This window comes from Algibacter miyuki (genome assembly GCF_030409805.1).
GTDB lineage: Bacteria > Bacteroidota > Bacteroidia > Flavobacteriales > Flavobacteriaceae > Algibacter > Algibacter miyuki.
This window is the reverse complement of sequence record NZ_JAUFQP010000007.1, coordinates 19,960-34,881: the sequence shown is the minus strand read 5'-3', so window position 1 is coordinate 34,881 and position 14,922 is coordinate 19,960. Positions and strand designations below refer to the sequence as shown.

Here is a 14,922-nt window from a genome sequence, read left to right as displayed (position 1 = left end):
CTTTTGTGTTTTATATTCAATTTTAATTAGTCGAAATAACTAAATGTTTCGCCATCTTTAATGTTCAATAATGTTTCGTAAATCATTTTAATAACGTTTTCAACATCATCTCTATGCACCATTTCTACCGTGGTATGCATGTACCTAAGTGGTAAAGAAATTAAAGCTGAAGCGACACCGCCATTACTATAAGCAAAAGCATCGGTATCTGTTCCCGTAGCTCTAGAAAGTGCAGAACGTTGAAAAGGAATACCTTTAGCTTCGGCTGTTTCTGTAATTAAATCGCGTAATTTTTGCTGTACAGCAGGAGCGTAAGCAATTACAGGTCCGCTACCAAGTTGTAAGTCTCCTTGCGTTTTCTTTTCAATCATTGGTGTTGTGGTATCGTGCGTTACATCGGTAACAATAGCCACGTTTGGTTTAATGGTTTGGGTAATCATTTCGGCACCACGTAAACCAATTTCTTCTTGTACAGAATTTGTAATGTACAATCCAAAAGGCAACTCTTTTTTGTTCTCTTTTAGTAAACGCGCTACTTCAGCAATCATAAAACCACCCATACGGTTATCTAATGCACGACAAACAAATTTGTCGCCATTTAAAATATGAAATTCATCTGGATAGGTAATTACACACCCCACATGAACGCCTAAGTTTTCAACCTCTTCTTTAGTTTTACAACCACAGTCGATAAAAATATTATCAGGTTTTGGTGCTTCTTCCTTTGCTTTATTTCTAGTATGTATTGCTGGCCATCCAAAAACACCTTTTACAATGCCATTCTTTGTATGGATATTTACAATTTTACTCGGTGCAATTTGATGGTCACTACCACCGTTTCTAATCACGTAAATTAGTCCGTCATCAGAAATATAATTTACATACCACGAAATTTCATCAGCATGTCCTTCAATAACGACTTTGTATTTTGCATCAGGATTAATCACTCCCACAGCCGTACCATAGGTATCTGTAATAAAGGTGTCAACATAAGGTTTTAAATAATCCATCCATATTTTTTGCCCTTCCCATTCGTAGCCAGTAGGCGCTGCATTATTCAAATATTTTTCAAGAAAGTCCATAGACTTTTCGTTCAGTATACTATTCTTTGCCATTTTTTAAAGTTTTGCACTAAATTAATAATATAAATAGAAAAAAAATGTTTTAGAGGATGTAAATTATTAATTTTGACAGACTAATTGTTTGGTGTTTTTAAGATGAAATTTTTAAACTATGTATTTCTGTTATTTCCATTGTTACTTGTGGCTCAAGTAAACGATGCGGTTAAGGATACCACAGTTGGACAATATTTGATTATTAAAGGCGATTCTGTACCGAGAACAACCATTGATTTAGATGCCGTTATGATTTTGCATCGCTTAAAATTTAAGACAAGAGAAGAACGTATTCGGTATTTAATTTTACGCCGAAAAACCTTAAAAGTTTATCCGTACGCTAAATTGGCTGCCGATAGGTTAGATTCCTTAACCAAGCATTTAGAAACACTTACCAGAAATCGAGATAAGAGAAGGTACACAAAAAAGATTCAGAAATATATTGAAGGAGAGTTTTCTGAAAAGTTAAAGAAAATGAGTCGTACCGAAGGGCAGATACTCGTTAAATTAATACATCGCCAAACAGGTGTAACAACGTTTGATTTGGTTAAAGAACTTCGGAATGGTTGGCGTGCTTTTTGGTACAATACCACGGCTAGTATGTTTGATATTTCGTTGAAACGAGAATTTGACCCCGAAAACGTAAAAGAAGATTATTTAATTGAAGATATTCTGCAACGAAACTTCCAAAGTGGACGATTAGAACGGCAGAAGTCGGCTATCAAATTTGACTTTTACGACCTAACTGAAAAGTGGAAAAACGAGACTGAAACACCCTAATTTATGAGAATTCAAACACCATTCGAGGAGAAATTAAATGCGTTAACGCATGGTTTTGGTGCGATATTAGGTGTTGTTGCTTTGGTTTTACTAATAACTTTTGAAACGGCTAAAACCGAGTGGAGTTTGTTTAGTGTGTTGGTTTATGGTTTATCTATCATTGTTTTATTTACAGCGTCAACATTGTATCATTCGGTTAAGGATGAACGCAGAAAACACATTTTTCGAATTTTCGATCACATTAGTATTTACGGCCTTATTGCAGGAACTTACACGCCGGTTTGTTTAATTACACTGGATCAAAGTTTGGGCTGGCCACTGTTTTGGAGTGTTTGGGGGATTGCCATTTTTGGAGTGATTCTAAAAATATTTTTTACAGGAAAATTTGAAATATTTTCAACCTTGCTCTATTTGATTATGGGGTGGCTTATTGTTTTCGATTTTTCCTATTTATCCGAAATGATAGGCACTAATGGCATATGGTTTTTATTTTTAGGAGGGATGTCATATACCATTGGTATTGTGTTTTATGCTATTGATAAAATCCCGTACAATCATGTTATTTGGCATTTATTTGTGCTTTCGGGAGCCATTTTTCATTTTTTTATGATTTTTAATTACGTGATATGATAGCAGTTAAAAGAGCAAAAACACAAGATGATTTTAAATTAGTAGAAACCTTAGCGAGCCAAATTTGGCATGAGCATTATCCGAGTATCATTGGTTTAGAGCAAGTGGAATATATGCTGGCTAAATTTAATTCCGCGAAAGCGATTGAAGACCAGGTGGGTTTAGGTGCGCAGTTTTACTATTTAACCTATAACGAAACACCAGTTGGCTATATGGCTATTAAACCCGAAGCCAATTTTTTATTTTTGAGTAAACTATACGTTGCAAAAGCATGTAGAGGTAAAGGTGTTGGCCGAGTTGCTTTAAATTTTATAGATGAAGAAGCAAAAAAGCAACAACTTTTAGGCATAAGATTGAAGGTGAATAAATACAATACAACATCTATTGCAGCTTACGAAAAGTTAGGCTTTAAAAACGTAAAAGCATCTGTTACCGATATTGGAAACGGCTTTGTTATGGACGATTTTGAAATGGAAAAGTTGTTCTAGTGTTTAGTGGAGGTATTAACCTTCAATAACATCTTTGTATTCCTCGAAAAAAGCTTCAAATAAATTCATGTTAACATTAAAAAACTCCATCACATCGCGCCATGTGTTTTTGTTATGGATAGATACTTTTTGTTCTAACGGCACATAAATTCTCGAAATTTCTTTTTCATTATCTAAAAAATAAGCTTCGTTGTAAATGGCGTCTGGCAAATATTCATCTAATAAAATAGATTTTAAAGCCTCTAGTTTCTCCCAATGGTTTATGCGGTGTTCCAAATCATCCTCAAGATCTAAAGCGATTAATGCCGATTTATTATCAAAATGAAATTTAAAACTTAAACCTTTTAATTTTGTGTTGTATAAAATCCACTTTCGTGGGAAAGATTTTCCGAAACTGGTCCAGAATTCTTCTCTCATTCGTCTTGATTCTTCTTTACTAAACATTGAAAATATATGGTTTTCTATTTCCGCGAAGGCGGAAATCTCATTAATTTATAACCCTAATTACAGTTTTCTACTCACCGTTAATCCATCTCGAATAGGTAAAACTACGGTTTCTATTCTTGGGTCTTCCTTTAAAAGCGTGTTGTAATCCAAAACTGCTTTAGTCGATTTATCTTTAGGGTCTAGCGGTTCAATTACTTTACCATGCCACAACACATTATCGGAAATAATAATGCCACCCGGATTTAACTTTTCAATAATTAAATGAAAATAATTGACGTAGTTGGGTTTATCGGCATCAATAAAAATTAAATCGAAAGTTTTATCGAGCGTTGGGATAATATCAATAGCATTACCGAGATGCTGAAAAATTTGGTTTCCGTATTCCGATTTATCGAAATATTTACGCTGAAAATCAAACAGTTCTTCATTTACATCAATAGTGTGTAACTCACCATCTTTTTGTAAACCTTCAGCTAAACATAAAGAGGCATAACCTGTAAAAGTACCGAGTTCCAAAATGGTTTTCGGGTTTTTAAGTTTAGAAATCATGCTTAAAACACGGCCTTGATAAGGACCGCTCAGCATAATGGGCTGTAAAATTTTTTGATACGTTTCGCGCGTAAGTTGCTGTAATAATGAAGGTTCGTCTTCAGAATGGTTTACAACGTAGGCGTCTAATTCTTCGGGTAAAAAGGGCATTTAGAATTTGTTCTTTTCGTAATGAATAAAACACAAAAGTATTACTTTTTTACAATCTTTAGTCTTCTGATAATTAAAAGCAGGTTTTGGTTATCCTAAAATTCGATTGAGTAGTTTTTGTTTTGCAATATCATCATCACCACAAAGCCATTGCACCACGTTGTTTTCCCAAATATCGTCGTACTCTGTAGTGGTAATAATGTCGCGTTCTACGGCTAAATCTAAAATTTTCCCTGGGTATGATGATTGCTTATCACTTTCCATTTCTCCCAAAGGATACGGATCGTCTAGCCCCATGATAACTTGTTTAGAACCATGATTTCTAATTAGTAACTCCAAGCCTCCAGTATCATGCACTAAAGTATCGAAGAAAATATTTTTATGCCCTACGGCTTTTCTTGGGTGGTGTTTGCCTTCAAATAAATCGGGTCTACCATCGAAACCTTGAATACGTCTGCCTAAATTAATTTGAGCCAATTGTCCGCCATGAGCAAAGCAAGTACGCATGTTTGGATATTTTTCTTGATAGCCATTTAAGGTTAGAAAATGGTATGCATCGCCACATTGTGCCAACATCCAAATAAGGTGAAAGCGCCAAGAGGTGTTTTCTAATTTTATAAATTTTTCGCCATCATACGGGTGAATTTCGACCGCTAAATTGTATTTGTTAGCCAGTTCAAAAATAGGTTCATTTTCTTCGTCAAAAATACAACGCCACGTGCCAATAGTATCCATGTAATGGGTTGGCAAACAAAGTAATTGCATACCATGCGTTTCTACGCAACGTTCAATTTCCCAACAGGCACTACGAATAAAACCAGGATGTACCACAAAACCACAAGTGAATTTACTGGGGTGTTCGCGCTGTATTCGGGCATTAAAATCGTTTTGAAAACGCAAAGCCTTTTTCATTTCTTCAACACGCAAACCATTACCGTAAAGTTGCGACAGGTTTAAAACCACGGCGTGATCTAGTTTGTTGCGCTCCATCCATTCTAGTTTTTCATCTAGAAAAAAACTAGAGTCGGTTACGGGGCGTTTCCAATCTTTCTGAAGCATAAATTTGCGGTCTTTATCCACCCAAAAAATGCCTTTTTCTTGCATGTAATCTGGTATTTCTTCCGGATAGGGAAGTAAGTGCGAATGGCCGTTAATTCTAAGTTTACGTTTCATGTGTTTGGTTTCAGCGAAAGCGAAAAAAGTTTTAGATTGTTATTTTAATCAGGACTATTTGAAGTGTAAAACGTACTATTCAATTTTAACCTTTTTCGGAGGTTGCATAATTTCACTACAATTTGGGCAAGTACGTTTGTGCTGATCACTGTAATAATTATCGAAAATTTTAGGCATATCGGTTTCAATATTTTCTACTGTAAAATCTTCCTCATAAAGTTTAGTGACACAATTTTCGCAAAACCACAATAAGGCATCTCGCATCCCTTCGGGGCGTTTATACTCTATAACCAAACCTACGGTGTTGGCACCGCGTTGTGGCGAATGCGGCACTTTTGCTGGTAATAAATAGATATCCCCTTCTTTAATGTGTACATCTTTAGGCGTGCCATTATCAATTATTTTCAGAATAATATCACCTTCAACTTGATAGAAAAATTCTGGAGTTTCATTGTAATGATAATCTTTACGGTTATTTGGACCGCCAACAACCATGACAATAAACTCGCCATCTTTCCAAACCACTTTGTTCCCAACGGGAGGTTTTAATAAATGTCTATTTTCTTCAATCCAAGCTTTGAAATTTAAAGGAGAAACTAGTGTACTCATTTTTTTATGTTTTGAATTAAGTTTGTATAAAGTTACAATTTATAATGAATTCTGAATATTCAAAATGTTAAATATTAGTTAGCCTTTTAGAACTATAGTTCTCTGAAATCGAGAACTCGTAATCTATAAATCAGAACTTAGGTTTAAGATGTTTTCGGTTTCTTGTTGCACCTTTTTTAGAACACTACTTAAGTCTTCCGAAGAGGTTATACTATTGTTTTTTAGTAAACTGAGTATGGCTTTATCTTGGGCGCGCCCTCTTAGCATAGCTTCTTGATAACCTATGTTTTCGTTGAAGGTAACTAAACTATATTTTGAAGCATATTGAGTTGGAAACTGCTTTTCTAAAGCCATTTCTATTTTACGCTTTTCTTGAAAAATAGGATGTGCCACATGATCTCGCATTTCTAAAAAATTATCGATAGCTAAATCGGCAATAGCATCGGTATCTTTTTTACGTTGTTTTTCGTAAGTTTTAAATATTTGTTCCCATTCGCCTTCATGTTTGTCTAAAACGGCGTCTAATTCAACAACGTCCTCAAAAGCAGCATTCATGCCTTGGCCGTAAAAAGGGACGATAGCGTGAGCTGCGTCGCCCATTAAAAGGGTATTGCCTTTATAATGCCATGGCGAACATTTTACAGTACCTAAAGCAGCGGTTGGATTGTTGAAAAAATCGTCCGTTAAATTAGGCATAATAGCCAGTGCATCGGGGAATTCTTTTTCGAAAAATAGTTCGACTAGCTCGGGCGTGTTAAGATTGTCGAAATTGTATTCACCTTCGGAATAACTTAGAAATAAAGTAACTGTAAAACTGCCGTTTAAATTGGGAAGTGCAATGAGCATGAAATTTCCGCGCGGCCATATATGAAGTGCGTTTTTATGTGTTTGGTATCCGCCATTTTCTGTGGGTAAAATACTTAATTCTTTATAGCCATAGGATAAGTAATCTTGAGAAAAACTGAACAAGAATTTTTTTCCTAAAAAATAACTTCGACGTAATGCTGAACCTGCGCCATCGGTGGCTATAATAACATCTGCATCTTCGATAAATTCCGTTTTGGTTTGGTAGTCTTTAAAAAGGGCAGTGGTTTTTTCAAAATCTACCGATTTACATTTTTTGTTGAAATGTATATTCACATTTTCGTGTTGTTCGGCTTCATCTAAAAGTAAAGCGTTTAAATCGCCACGAGAAACGGAGTAGATGTACTCTTGATCTCTTCCGCTGTAATTCGATTGAAACGTGTTTCCATCTTGATCATGAATCATTCTACCATGCATGGGAATGCAAAGCGATTTCACTTTGTCTTCTAATCCAACAAGTTTCATGGCTTTGTTACCTCGGTTGGAAAAAGCTAGATTGATAGATCGGCCCGCACTGATATCTACTTTTCGTAAATCTGGACGCATTTCGTAAACCATAACGCGATAACCACGTTGGGCTAGACGTAAGGCTAACAAACTTCCGGAAAGACCTGCGCCAATAACGATTACATTTTGTTGTTTATTCATCTAAAATGGCTTTTAATTTTTCAACTAAATTAAAAATATCTTCATAAGAATTATATAAGGGTACAGGCGCACATCTAATGACGTCGGGAGATCGCCAATCGCTAATTACGCCCGATGCAGTAAGCTTATCGTGCAAATTTTTATTTGCGTTTTTAACTTGAATGGACAGTTGACAACCGCGTTCTTCTGGGTGTGAAGGTGTGATGATTTTAATAACATCTTCGCCAAGTTGTTTTAATAGAAATTCGAAATAGCCTGTAAGGGTTTTAGATTTTTTTACTAGATTTTCTATGCCTACTTCCTGAAACATATCTAAAGATGCTTTTATGGCAGCCATAGACAGAATAGGAGGGTTGCTCAGTTGCCAACCTTCCGCACCAGGAAGTTGATCGAATTCATTACGCATATTGAATCGCGTTTTTTTGTTGTGGCTCCACCAGCCGGTAAAGCGATTTAATTCTTTATTATGGGCGTGGCGTTCGTGTACAAAACAACCGCCCAAACTTCCTGGGCCAGCATTTAAATATTTATAGGTGCACCAAACAGCAAAGTCAGCTCCTGAATCGTGGAGGTTTAATTGAACGTTACCTGCGCCATGAGCACAATCGAACCCTACATTACAACCAAATTTATGGCCCAGTGTTGCAATGCGTTTTAAATCGAAAAACTGACCGGTATAATAGTTAATGCCTCCAAGCATGATGAGTGCAATCTCGTCGCCTTGAGTTTCTAAAATTTTTTCTAAGTCGTCATAATTAAGAAGTTCTTCACCTTTTCTTGGTTTCCAAAGCACCACACCTTCCTTATCATCAAAACCATGGTGACGTAATTGCGATTCCACAGCATATTTATCCGAAGGAAAAGCATCACTTTCAATAAGGATTTTATAGCGTGTTTTTGTTGGTTTATAAAAAGACACCATCATGAGGTGTAAGTTGGTGGTTAGGGTGTTCATAACAATAACCTCAAGGGGTTTTGCGCCAACAACTTTCGCCATGCTCTCAGTTAAAAATTCATGATAAGGTAGCCAAGGGTTTTTAGCTTCGAAATGACCTTCGACACCCAGGTTCGCCCAATCTTCAAGCTCCTGGTTTATGTATTGTTTTGTCGTTTTAGGTTGAAGACCAAGGGAGTTCCCTGTCATATAAATAAAATTTTTTCCCGTTTTGTCTTTTGGGATATGGAATTGATTCCGATACGATTTAATAGCGTCTTTGGCGTCTAGTTGCTGGGCAAATTCTAGACCTAATTTGTATTCAGGCAAAGCTTTAGGTTTTTCTGTTTAAGCAAAAATAACATAATTATATCATATATAATTTGGGTGTTATTTTGTAGGAATTGTTTAACTTTAATGCATCAACCTATAATTTACCTTAATTTATGCTAAACAAAATATGGGAGTCGCTCCTGCATTGGTATTTTCGGTATTCTGGCTTGTTCGACAGAAAAGAGAAAGAAGGGCTGCCGTATTTTCGAGATAAACTTTTTGCAACCATTTTAATTTTAACTTTTGTTTTTGGTTCTTTCTCTTATATAGCTAGTGCATATGTCGCTATTTATAGGGATGAAATGCATGTGTTTTATACTAATACCAGTGCCTTTTGTGTTTTAATATTTAATGTATTTAGTAGGTCTATTAGCTTTAAAACAAGAAAACTGTTATTTTCTATTAACTTCTTGTTGTTGGCATTTATGATGTTGGCTTTACTTGGTTTTAAAGGTAATGGCAGTATGTTGGTTTTTGTTTTAACCATTATAATTACTCTGTTTAGTGGTCGCAAACATGGATTATTAGCATTGTTAGCGGCGGCGTTTTTTTACTTAGTTTTAATTTTATCCGTTTATTTTCAATGGATTGATTTACCAGCATACAAAGGTTATGAAGTAGAATTGTTATTTGTGATTATAATTAACGATTTGCTTTTTAACTTATTATTGGTTTTTTCGGTGTCTTTTTTGGTTAATCAGTTGCATAGTGCTTTGGTAAAAGAGAATAAATTGCAATTAGAACTTACTGAAAAACATCAAAATGTATTGGTGGCTAAAAATAGGGCAGAGCAATCTGATAAATTGAAATCTGCTTTTCTCGCTAACATGAGTCATGAAATACGAACGCCTATGTACGGGATTTTGGGCTGTACGGAATTTTTAAAAGTTTATAATGTTGATGATAAAGATTATCAAGAATATTTAGAAATTATCGAAGAAAGTGGTGAAACATTATTGGATATTATGACCGATATTCTAAATATTTCGGTAATAGAGTCTGGTGCTAAAGATGTTAATATTAAAACGTTTAATGTTAATGAAACGATTACTGATATTTACGAAACATTTTTACCAAAAGCCAAGGGGAAAGGTTTGGGTTTACTCGTAAAAAACGTCATTGGAGTACAGGATGCTTTTATAAGTTCGGATAATGTAAAGTTGGTTTATATATTAAAACATCTTGTGAAAAATGCGATTAAATATACTGAAAAAGGAGATGTTGAATTATGGTGTGAACGCCGTGATGAATCATATTTAGCCTTTCGATTAAAAGATAATGGTATTGGGATTCATCGGGAAGATTTTGATAAAATATTTGAAACATTTTATCAGGTTGATGAGCAAAACTTAAAGGCTTTACATGGCTCAGGTATAGGTTTATCTATCGTTAAGGCTTATGTTGAAATGCTAGGTGGGGATATTCGTGTGGAAAGTGATTTCGGTATTGGAACCACTTTTCTTTTCACCATTAAGGTGGATTTAAACTAGTTTTTAGTAAAACTTTTTCTGTACGCGAAGTATGGATTTCCCGTTTTTATTCAGAATATAATGGGTTCATCGCTGTCATCATTTCAATAGCTTAATGAGATTTGTGAGATGTGAATTTATAACGCAGTAAAGATTCTATTTAGTAAATATTTAAACCAGAAATCCTTTATTGCGCTTCTAAATTGTTGTTTTATAAAGAGACAAATAAATTGTAGTCGTTAGGTGTTTTTCCTGTTTGCGTTTTATCTATAATAATTAAACCAAGTTTGAAGAAGTCTATGGAATAGCTATAGTCGGTTTTTTTAATTTCTTGCCAAACTTTAATCATTTCTGGGCTCCAGTTTATATCATCAAATATAATTATAGCTTTTTCTGAAACATTAGAAAGAAGCATTTTATAATAGCGAAGTGTCGCATCATAAGTATGGTTGCCATCAATAAAGATGAGGTCGAATTTTGTGTCTGTCTCAATAATAGCCGGAAGCACGTCATCATAAAGTCCACATATTATGTTGAAATTATCATGGTTTGGTGTTATAGATTTAAATCGGGTTTCAGCGATATCGCATAAACCTTGAATGCCTTCAATGGTTGTTAAATTAATATCATTATCTGTTTTAGAATTTAACATTAATGATTTTAGATAGTATTGTCCTGAAACACCCAGGTTTGTTCCAATTTCTAATATTTTTTTAGCATTTATATAATGTGAAACCAAAAAGAAAAATTCACACCAGTTTTGAGGAGAAGACGCTTTTTTACAAATAGTGCCAACTTCCTGTTCAAGATTTGGTTCAAATAGGCTATAATCAATTTTGGTGTTTAGCGCTAAAAGTTCTTTTCTGAAACCTTCAAGGTCATTGAAGATTGATTTCAAGTCTTGAGAATGGTTTTGAGATTTTGTTTCAAAAAATGCTTGTACAATTTCTTCTCCAAAAACTTCTCCTTTTATTTTTTTCAATGTATCCTTTTCATTGAATTTCGCTAATGCAATATGATTTACTTTTCGAACTTTTTTTACAAACATTTTGTCTCTTTTATAAATAAATTGGAGTGTTATTTAAGATCCAACTATAGAAGCAAAGTTAAACTAAAGTTTAATAAATAATCCATTTTTCATCTCGGTTGTTTGTTGTAACCCGTTATTTTTTTTATTCTATTTAACTTTTGTTATTACGAGCAAAGTGAAATTCATCTTCATAATACGTTTTTATTCTAATTTCAGAATTAATTGGTTTTGCCGTTTTTACTCAGTACTATGTGTTTTTTAACTTGTTAAATTAAATGATATTTTTATTCCTTCGATAATCATACCTGTTCCAATAATTGCTATGATTAGTCCCATTAATTTTCCGATAACAGAAATTACATTGTCTCCAATTTTTTTGGCAATAAAATCGCTTAAATTAAATGTTATATAGGTTAGTAAACACATAATTCCGAAAATTAGTATAACTAAGGCAATATGAATATAGGATGCATGAGAAACAAAATTCATAGCTGTAACAATTGTTCCAGGTCCAGCTAAAATAGGTATAGCTAAAGGTGATATGGCAATATTTTCATCAATATTAAAATTCTTTATATGTTTAACATTGGATTTTTTAGACTGTAACATCTCAAAACCGACATAGAATATTAATATACCTCCCGTTATTTTAAATGCAGGTATTGTTATTCCGAATAATTCAAAGATGAATTTCCCTAAAACAACAAACACAGTAACAATAATAAAGGCAACCGATATGGCTTTTAAGTTTATTCTTTGTTTTGTTTTTTTGTCAGCTCCTTCAACTAAACTTAGGAATATTGGCATGTTAGAAATAGGATTCATAATTGCGAAGAATCCAGTGAAAACGGTGATTGAAAATGTGATTAAATTATCCATATTATTTTTTTTCTTTTTTTTTATAAATGAACTCTTATAAAATGCAAATCCCAATAATTACACTTGCATAGATTTGAGAGTCAAAGATTTTGTTGTATGTTAACTCGAATAAATTTGGTGCGTAAGAGCCAAATGCTGAAGCGTAAAGCATTATAATGTAACTAATCCACAAAAGGTTATTATTACCACCACTAAATATTGTTTAACCGAAACCTTGATTAATGAATTTAACGGTTCCTCCCTTGTCCGGATACTTTTTTGATAGGTTAACATAACTGTAGGGCGTTATTAAAGCTAAAATACCAGCGAATAAGAAAGCTATTGGTGTTCCGACTTTGGCAAGTGATACTGCAAGCCCGAGTACTGCGAAAATCCCACCACCAACCATGCCGCCAATTCCGATATAAATGACTTCTTTTAAACCTGTTTTTTTATTCATACTGTTTTTTTAAAAAAAAAGAAGTTAACAACGTACTTGTATATGAGAAGCTATGCTTTTGTACACTAAGATTTTCGAATAAAATTAGAAGCAAACAACAAAGTATGTTTTATTGGTTATGTTGAATTTGTATTATGCTGATATAGGTTGACCTTTTTTGGTCTAATTTATAGCTTTAAATTATTTATATTCTAAATAGTTAGTTCAGGTAAATTTACATTATTTCTTCGATATGATTTGTATTTGATGTTTTGGTTTAAATGTATCTCAGCAGATTTTCTTAAATTGAGGCTAAAATGAATTCTTAGATTGTTATAAATATATACAGCTTGTTTAGTCATTTTCTGAGCTAACTGAGTACTTTTAATAATTTGTATTAGTCCGTATTCATATTTTAGTGTTCTATTAATGCGTTTATTTACAGTGTTTTCATGTGAGTCGTATTGTTCTGTCATACTCATTGTAATATTATATACTTCGGATTACAGTATTGAAAACCTCTATCAGAATGATGAATGAGTTTTTTTTGGGGATATTTTCTGTTTTTAATAATCATAGCCAGCGCATCTTTACAAAGGGATGTATCTTATATGGTTATCAATTTTGTATCCCATAATTTGCTTAGAATAAGCATCTGTTACTAGATCTAAGTAATTGTGTCCATTTTCAGTTTTAATGTATGTAATATCGCTTACCCAAAGCTGTTTCGGTCTAGTAGTTACGTGGTCTTTGACAAGATTATGATATTTTTTATACATATGGTTAGAGTTTGTGGTTTAATGTCATTTTTGTTTTTAGGAATCAAAAGATTGTTTAATCTAAGGAGCCTATAAAACTTGTCTCTACCAATTTTAATATCAGCGTTTATAAAGTTTTGCTTTAGTTCAAAGTATAGTTTTGTGCCACCAGTTTTAGATCCTACTTTTTTTCTGTAGTCCTTAACCATTTTGATTAGTCTTTACTGGTCTACGTCTTGTTTTTGTTGAGCTTCGAGCCTTTTGTGAAAAGCTTATTTAGATATCTCAAAACATCCATAGAGCCATTTTCTTTTATACGGTCTTTCTTCTTTTGCTAATGTTTTGGGTAATGACTTTTTTGACATATCGACGCCTGTAATGAGTTAGATGTTAGCTGTAATGTCTTGTTGGAAGTCTTTCTGGAATTCAAGTTCTTCGATTTTTTTCTTTAACCTTTTGATTTCATCGTTTTTGCTCATACCCATGTTTTGTTGTACTAAGATACTATATTTTCTTATCCAAAATAGGTAATGATGTTCTAGAAACATCATACTTTTTTGAAGCTTGGTTGTTGGAAAGGTGTCCGTTAAGAATTTGATCAATGACTAAAAGTTTAGTTTCTAGACTTACTTTTTGGGAGCTTTTTTTTCGCCAGTGTTCATTTTCTGTTTTCATAAGGGACTATAATTAATGGTTTAATTTTTAATCAACCTATTTCAGGAAAGTACATTCCGCCAATGAATGGCAACGACCTTTGATTAAGGGCTAATTTAGCAATTTTTAAACATGGTGTTGGTAAATTGTTGTTTTTTAGTTTTTATTTTAAATCTTCAATGCTTTTTTTGCATATTTCAAAGGAGTTATGTGTGCTTTAGGAAGATATTTTATATCCCCAAAACTATTTTTTCTTTCACCTTCAATTTTTATACAGTTTAAAAGATTATTACAGTTTAAATAATAATATTCAATTTTAAAAACTTGAATTGATTTTTTATAATTTTTTTCTTCTGTTTCAAAATTCTTTTCAATTTCAAAATATTGAATTGGTTTATTCTCTGAAAAATAAGTTACTCCAATAAAAATACCCCAAGATAAAAGCATTCTTTCTTTTGTTTTTAATATTTCAGCATTCTTACTCCAGACTTCTAATGTTGAACCTTTTGTTATTAAAACAGGATTTAGTTTGTTGTAATCAAATTTAGATTTATTCAGGTTTTTGTTCGATTCAATTTTTGATATTATTGAATTAATTGAGTCAAATTTTTCATTTTGACCAAAAGTTAAATTCCAACAATTTAGAATAAAATATAAAGTTATTATCTTTTTCAAGTTATTCAGAGTTAATTTGATAGTTACTAATTTTCTCTATAATATATAAAAACGGTCTTGTATATGGTTAGTTGCGTGATTAAGTAACTAATTTAATAAGCAAATACGAACCCGAGAAAATTCCTAAGGAATTTTCCAAGTAAGCAAGTAAAAGCAATTAATTACACAAGGTGGTAGCAAATGGCGTTTTTTCAGGTGGTAAATTCAGTTCCGCCAATATTTTATTCAATTCAGTCAGCGAATCTTTGTCAATTAATTCCGTATTGATTTTCAATTCCTTTTGTTCTGTTTTCAGCTTATAATCTCCTGCAAATTTTTT

The 14,922-nt window shown here is 33.2% G+C and carries 17 protein-coding genes; 4 read left to right on the top strand and 13 right to left on the bottom strand.

The features are described 5' to 3' along the window. Positions 1-26: 26 nt before the first annotated feature. On the bottom strand, positions 27-1,115 hold the full coding sequence (locus tag QWY92_RS03200) for a M42 family metallopeptidase (RefSeq protein ID WP_290268475.1): 1,089 nt from the start codon (positions 1,113-1,115) through the stop codon (positions 27-29). Between the two features lie 102 nt (positions 1,116-1,217). Here QWY92_RS03200 and QWY92_RS03195 point away from each other — a divergent pair, with 102 nt between their 5' ends. The 3 genes from QWY92_RS03195 to QWY92_RS03185 are packed head-to-tail and all read left to right on the top strand — an operon-like array spanning position 1,218 to position 3,013. Then, a complete protein-coding gene (locus tag QWY92_RS03195; RefSeq protein ID WP_290268474.1) occupies positions 1,218-1,895 on the top strand; it encodes a DUF4294 domain-containing protein in 678 nt (225 codons plus the stop codon). Positions 1,896-1,898: 3 nt separating this feature from the next. Then, positions 1,899-2,525, top strand: coding sequence for a PAQR family membrane homeostasis protein TrhA (gene trhA, locus QWY92_RS03190; RefSeq protein WP_290268473.1), 627 nt, complete (start codon positions 1,899-1,901; stop codon positions 2,523-2,525). Then, entirely contained in the window at positions 2,522-3,013 is a 492-nt protein-coding gene (locus QWY92_RS03185) for a GNAT family N-acetyltransferase (RefSeq protein WP_290268472.1), read from the top strand. The genes trhA and QWY92_RS03185 overlap by 4 nt, the downstream gene beginning before the upstream one ends. A 15-nt stretch (positions 3,014-3,028) precedes the next feature. On the opposite strand, the gene QWY92_RS03180 is transcribed toward QWY92_RS03185, so the two are convergent. From QWY92_RS03180 to kynU, 6 genes are all read right to left on the bottom strand, one after another. Beyond that, positions 3,029-3,457, bottom strand: coding sequence for a DUF4268 domain-containing protein (locus tag QWY92_RS03180; RefSeq protein ID WP_042499891.1), 429 nt, complete (start codon positions 3,455-3,457; stop codon positions 3,029-3,031). 60 nt (positions 3,458-3,517) lie between these two features. After that, complete coding sequence (locus QWY92_RS03175; protein ID WP_290268471.1) at positions 3,518-4,159, bottom strand: O-methyltransferase; 642 nt, start codon at positions 4,157-4,159, stop codon at positions 3,518-3,520. Positions 4,160-4,249: 90 nt separating this feature from the next. Further along, a complete protein-coding gene (locus tag QWY92_RS03170) occupies positions 4,250-5,332 on the bottom strand; it encodes an amidohydrolase family protein (protein ID WP_282149232.1) in 1,083 nt (360 codons plus the stop codon). Positions 5,333-5,407: 75 nt separating this feature from the next. Next, positions 5,408-5,941 carry a 3-hydroxyanthranilate 3,4-dioxygenase gene (locus QWY92_RS03165; RefSeq protein WP_290268470.1) on the bottom strand — a complete coding sequence of 178 codons (534 nt, stop codon included), beginning with the start codon at positions 5,939-5,941 and terminating at the stop codon, positions 5,408-5,410. 123 nt (positions 5,942-6,064) lie between these two features. Next, positions 6,065-7,453, bottom strand: a complete 1,389-nt coding sequence (locus tag QWY92_RS03160; protein ID WP_290268469.1) for an FAD-dependent oxidoreductase — start codon at positions 7,451-7,453, stop codon at positions 6,065-6,067. Continuing rightward, positions 7,446-8,717, bottom strand: a complete 1,272-nt coding sequence (gene kynU, locus QWY92_RS03155) for a kynureninase (protein ID WP_290268468.1) — start codon at positions 8,715-8,717, stop codon at positions 7,446-7,448. Before kynU ends, QWY92_RS03160 begins: the two co-directional genes overlap by 8 nt. A 116-nt stretch (positions 8,718-8,833) precedes the next feature. Between kynU and QWY92_RS03150 the strand changes: the two genes are divergently transcribed. Next, positions 8,834-10,210 (top strand): sensor histidine kinase, encoded by a 1,377-nt coding sequence (locus QWY92_RS03150; RefSeq protein WP_290268467.1) that lies wholly within the window; start codon positions 8,834-8,836, stop codon positions 10,208-10,210. Between the two features lie 190 nt (positions 10,211-10,400). On the opposite strand, the gene QWY92_RS03145 is transcribed toward QWY92_RS03150, so the two are convergent. From QWY92_RS03145 to QWY92_RS03125, 6 genes are all read right to left on the bottom strand, one after another. Beyond that, on the bottom strand, positions 10,401-11,237 hold the full coding sequence (locus tag QWY92_RS03145; protein ID WP_290268466.1) for an O-methyltransferase: 837 nt from the start codon (positions 11,235-11,237) through the stop codon (positions 10,401-10,403). Positions 11,238-11,477: 240 nt separating this feature from the next. Continuing rightward, the gene (locus tag QWY92_RS03140; protein WP_290268465.1) at positions 11,478-12,098 is read right to left on the bottom strand and encodes a MarC family protein; all 621 of its coding nucleotides are present in this window, start codon (positions 12,096-12,098) and stop codon (positions 11,478-11,480) included. Positions 12,099-12,300: 202 nt separating this feature from the next. Beyond that, positions 12,301-12,537 carry a hypothetical protein gene (locus QWY92_RS20410; protein ID WP_336622084.1) on the bottom strand — a complete coding sequence of 79 codons (237 nt, stop codon included), beginning with the start codon at positions 12,535-12,537 and terminating at the stop codon, positions 12,301-12,303. A gap of 191 nt (positions 12,538-12,728) precedes the next feature. Then, complete coding sequence (locus tag QWY92_RS20580) at positions 12,729-12,998, bottom strand: integrase core domain-containing protein (RefSeq protein ID WP_377879402.1); 270 nt, start codon at positions 12,996-12,998, stop codon at positions 12,729-12,731. Between the two features lie 780 nt (positions 12,999-13,778). Then, positions 13,779-13,949 (bottom strand): helix-turn-helix domain-containing protein, encoded by a 171-nt coding sequence (locus QWY92_RS03130; protein WP_290268464.1) that lies wholly within the window; start codon positions 13,947-13,949, stop codon positions 13,779-13,781. 147 nt (positions 13,950-14,096) lie between these two features. After that, a complete protein-coding gene (locus QWY92_RS03125; RefSeq protein WP_290268463.1) occupies positions 14,097-14,603 on the bottom strand; it encodes a hypothetical protein in 507 nt (168 codons plus the stop codon). Positions 14,604-14,922: the final 319 nt, after the last annotated feature.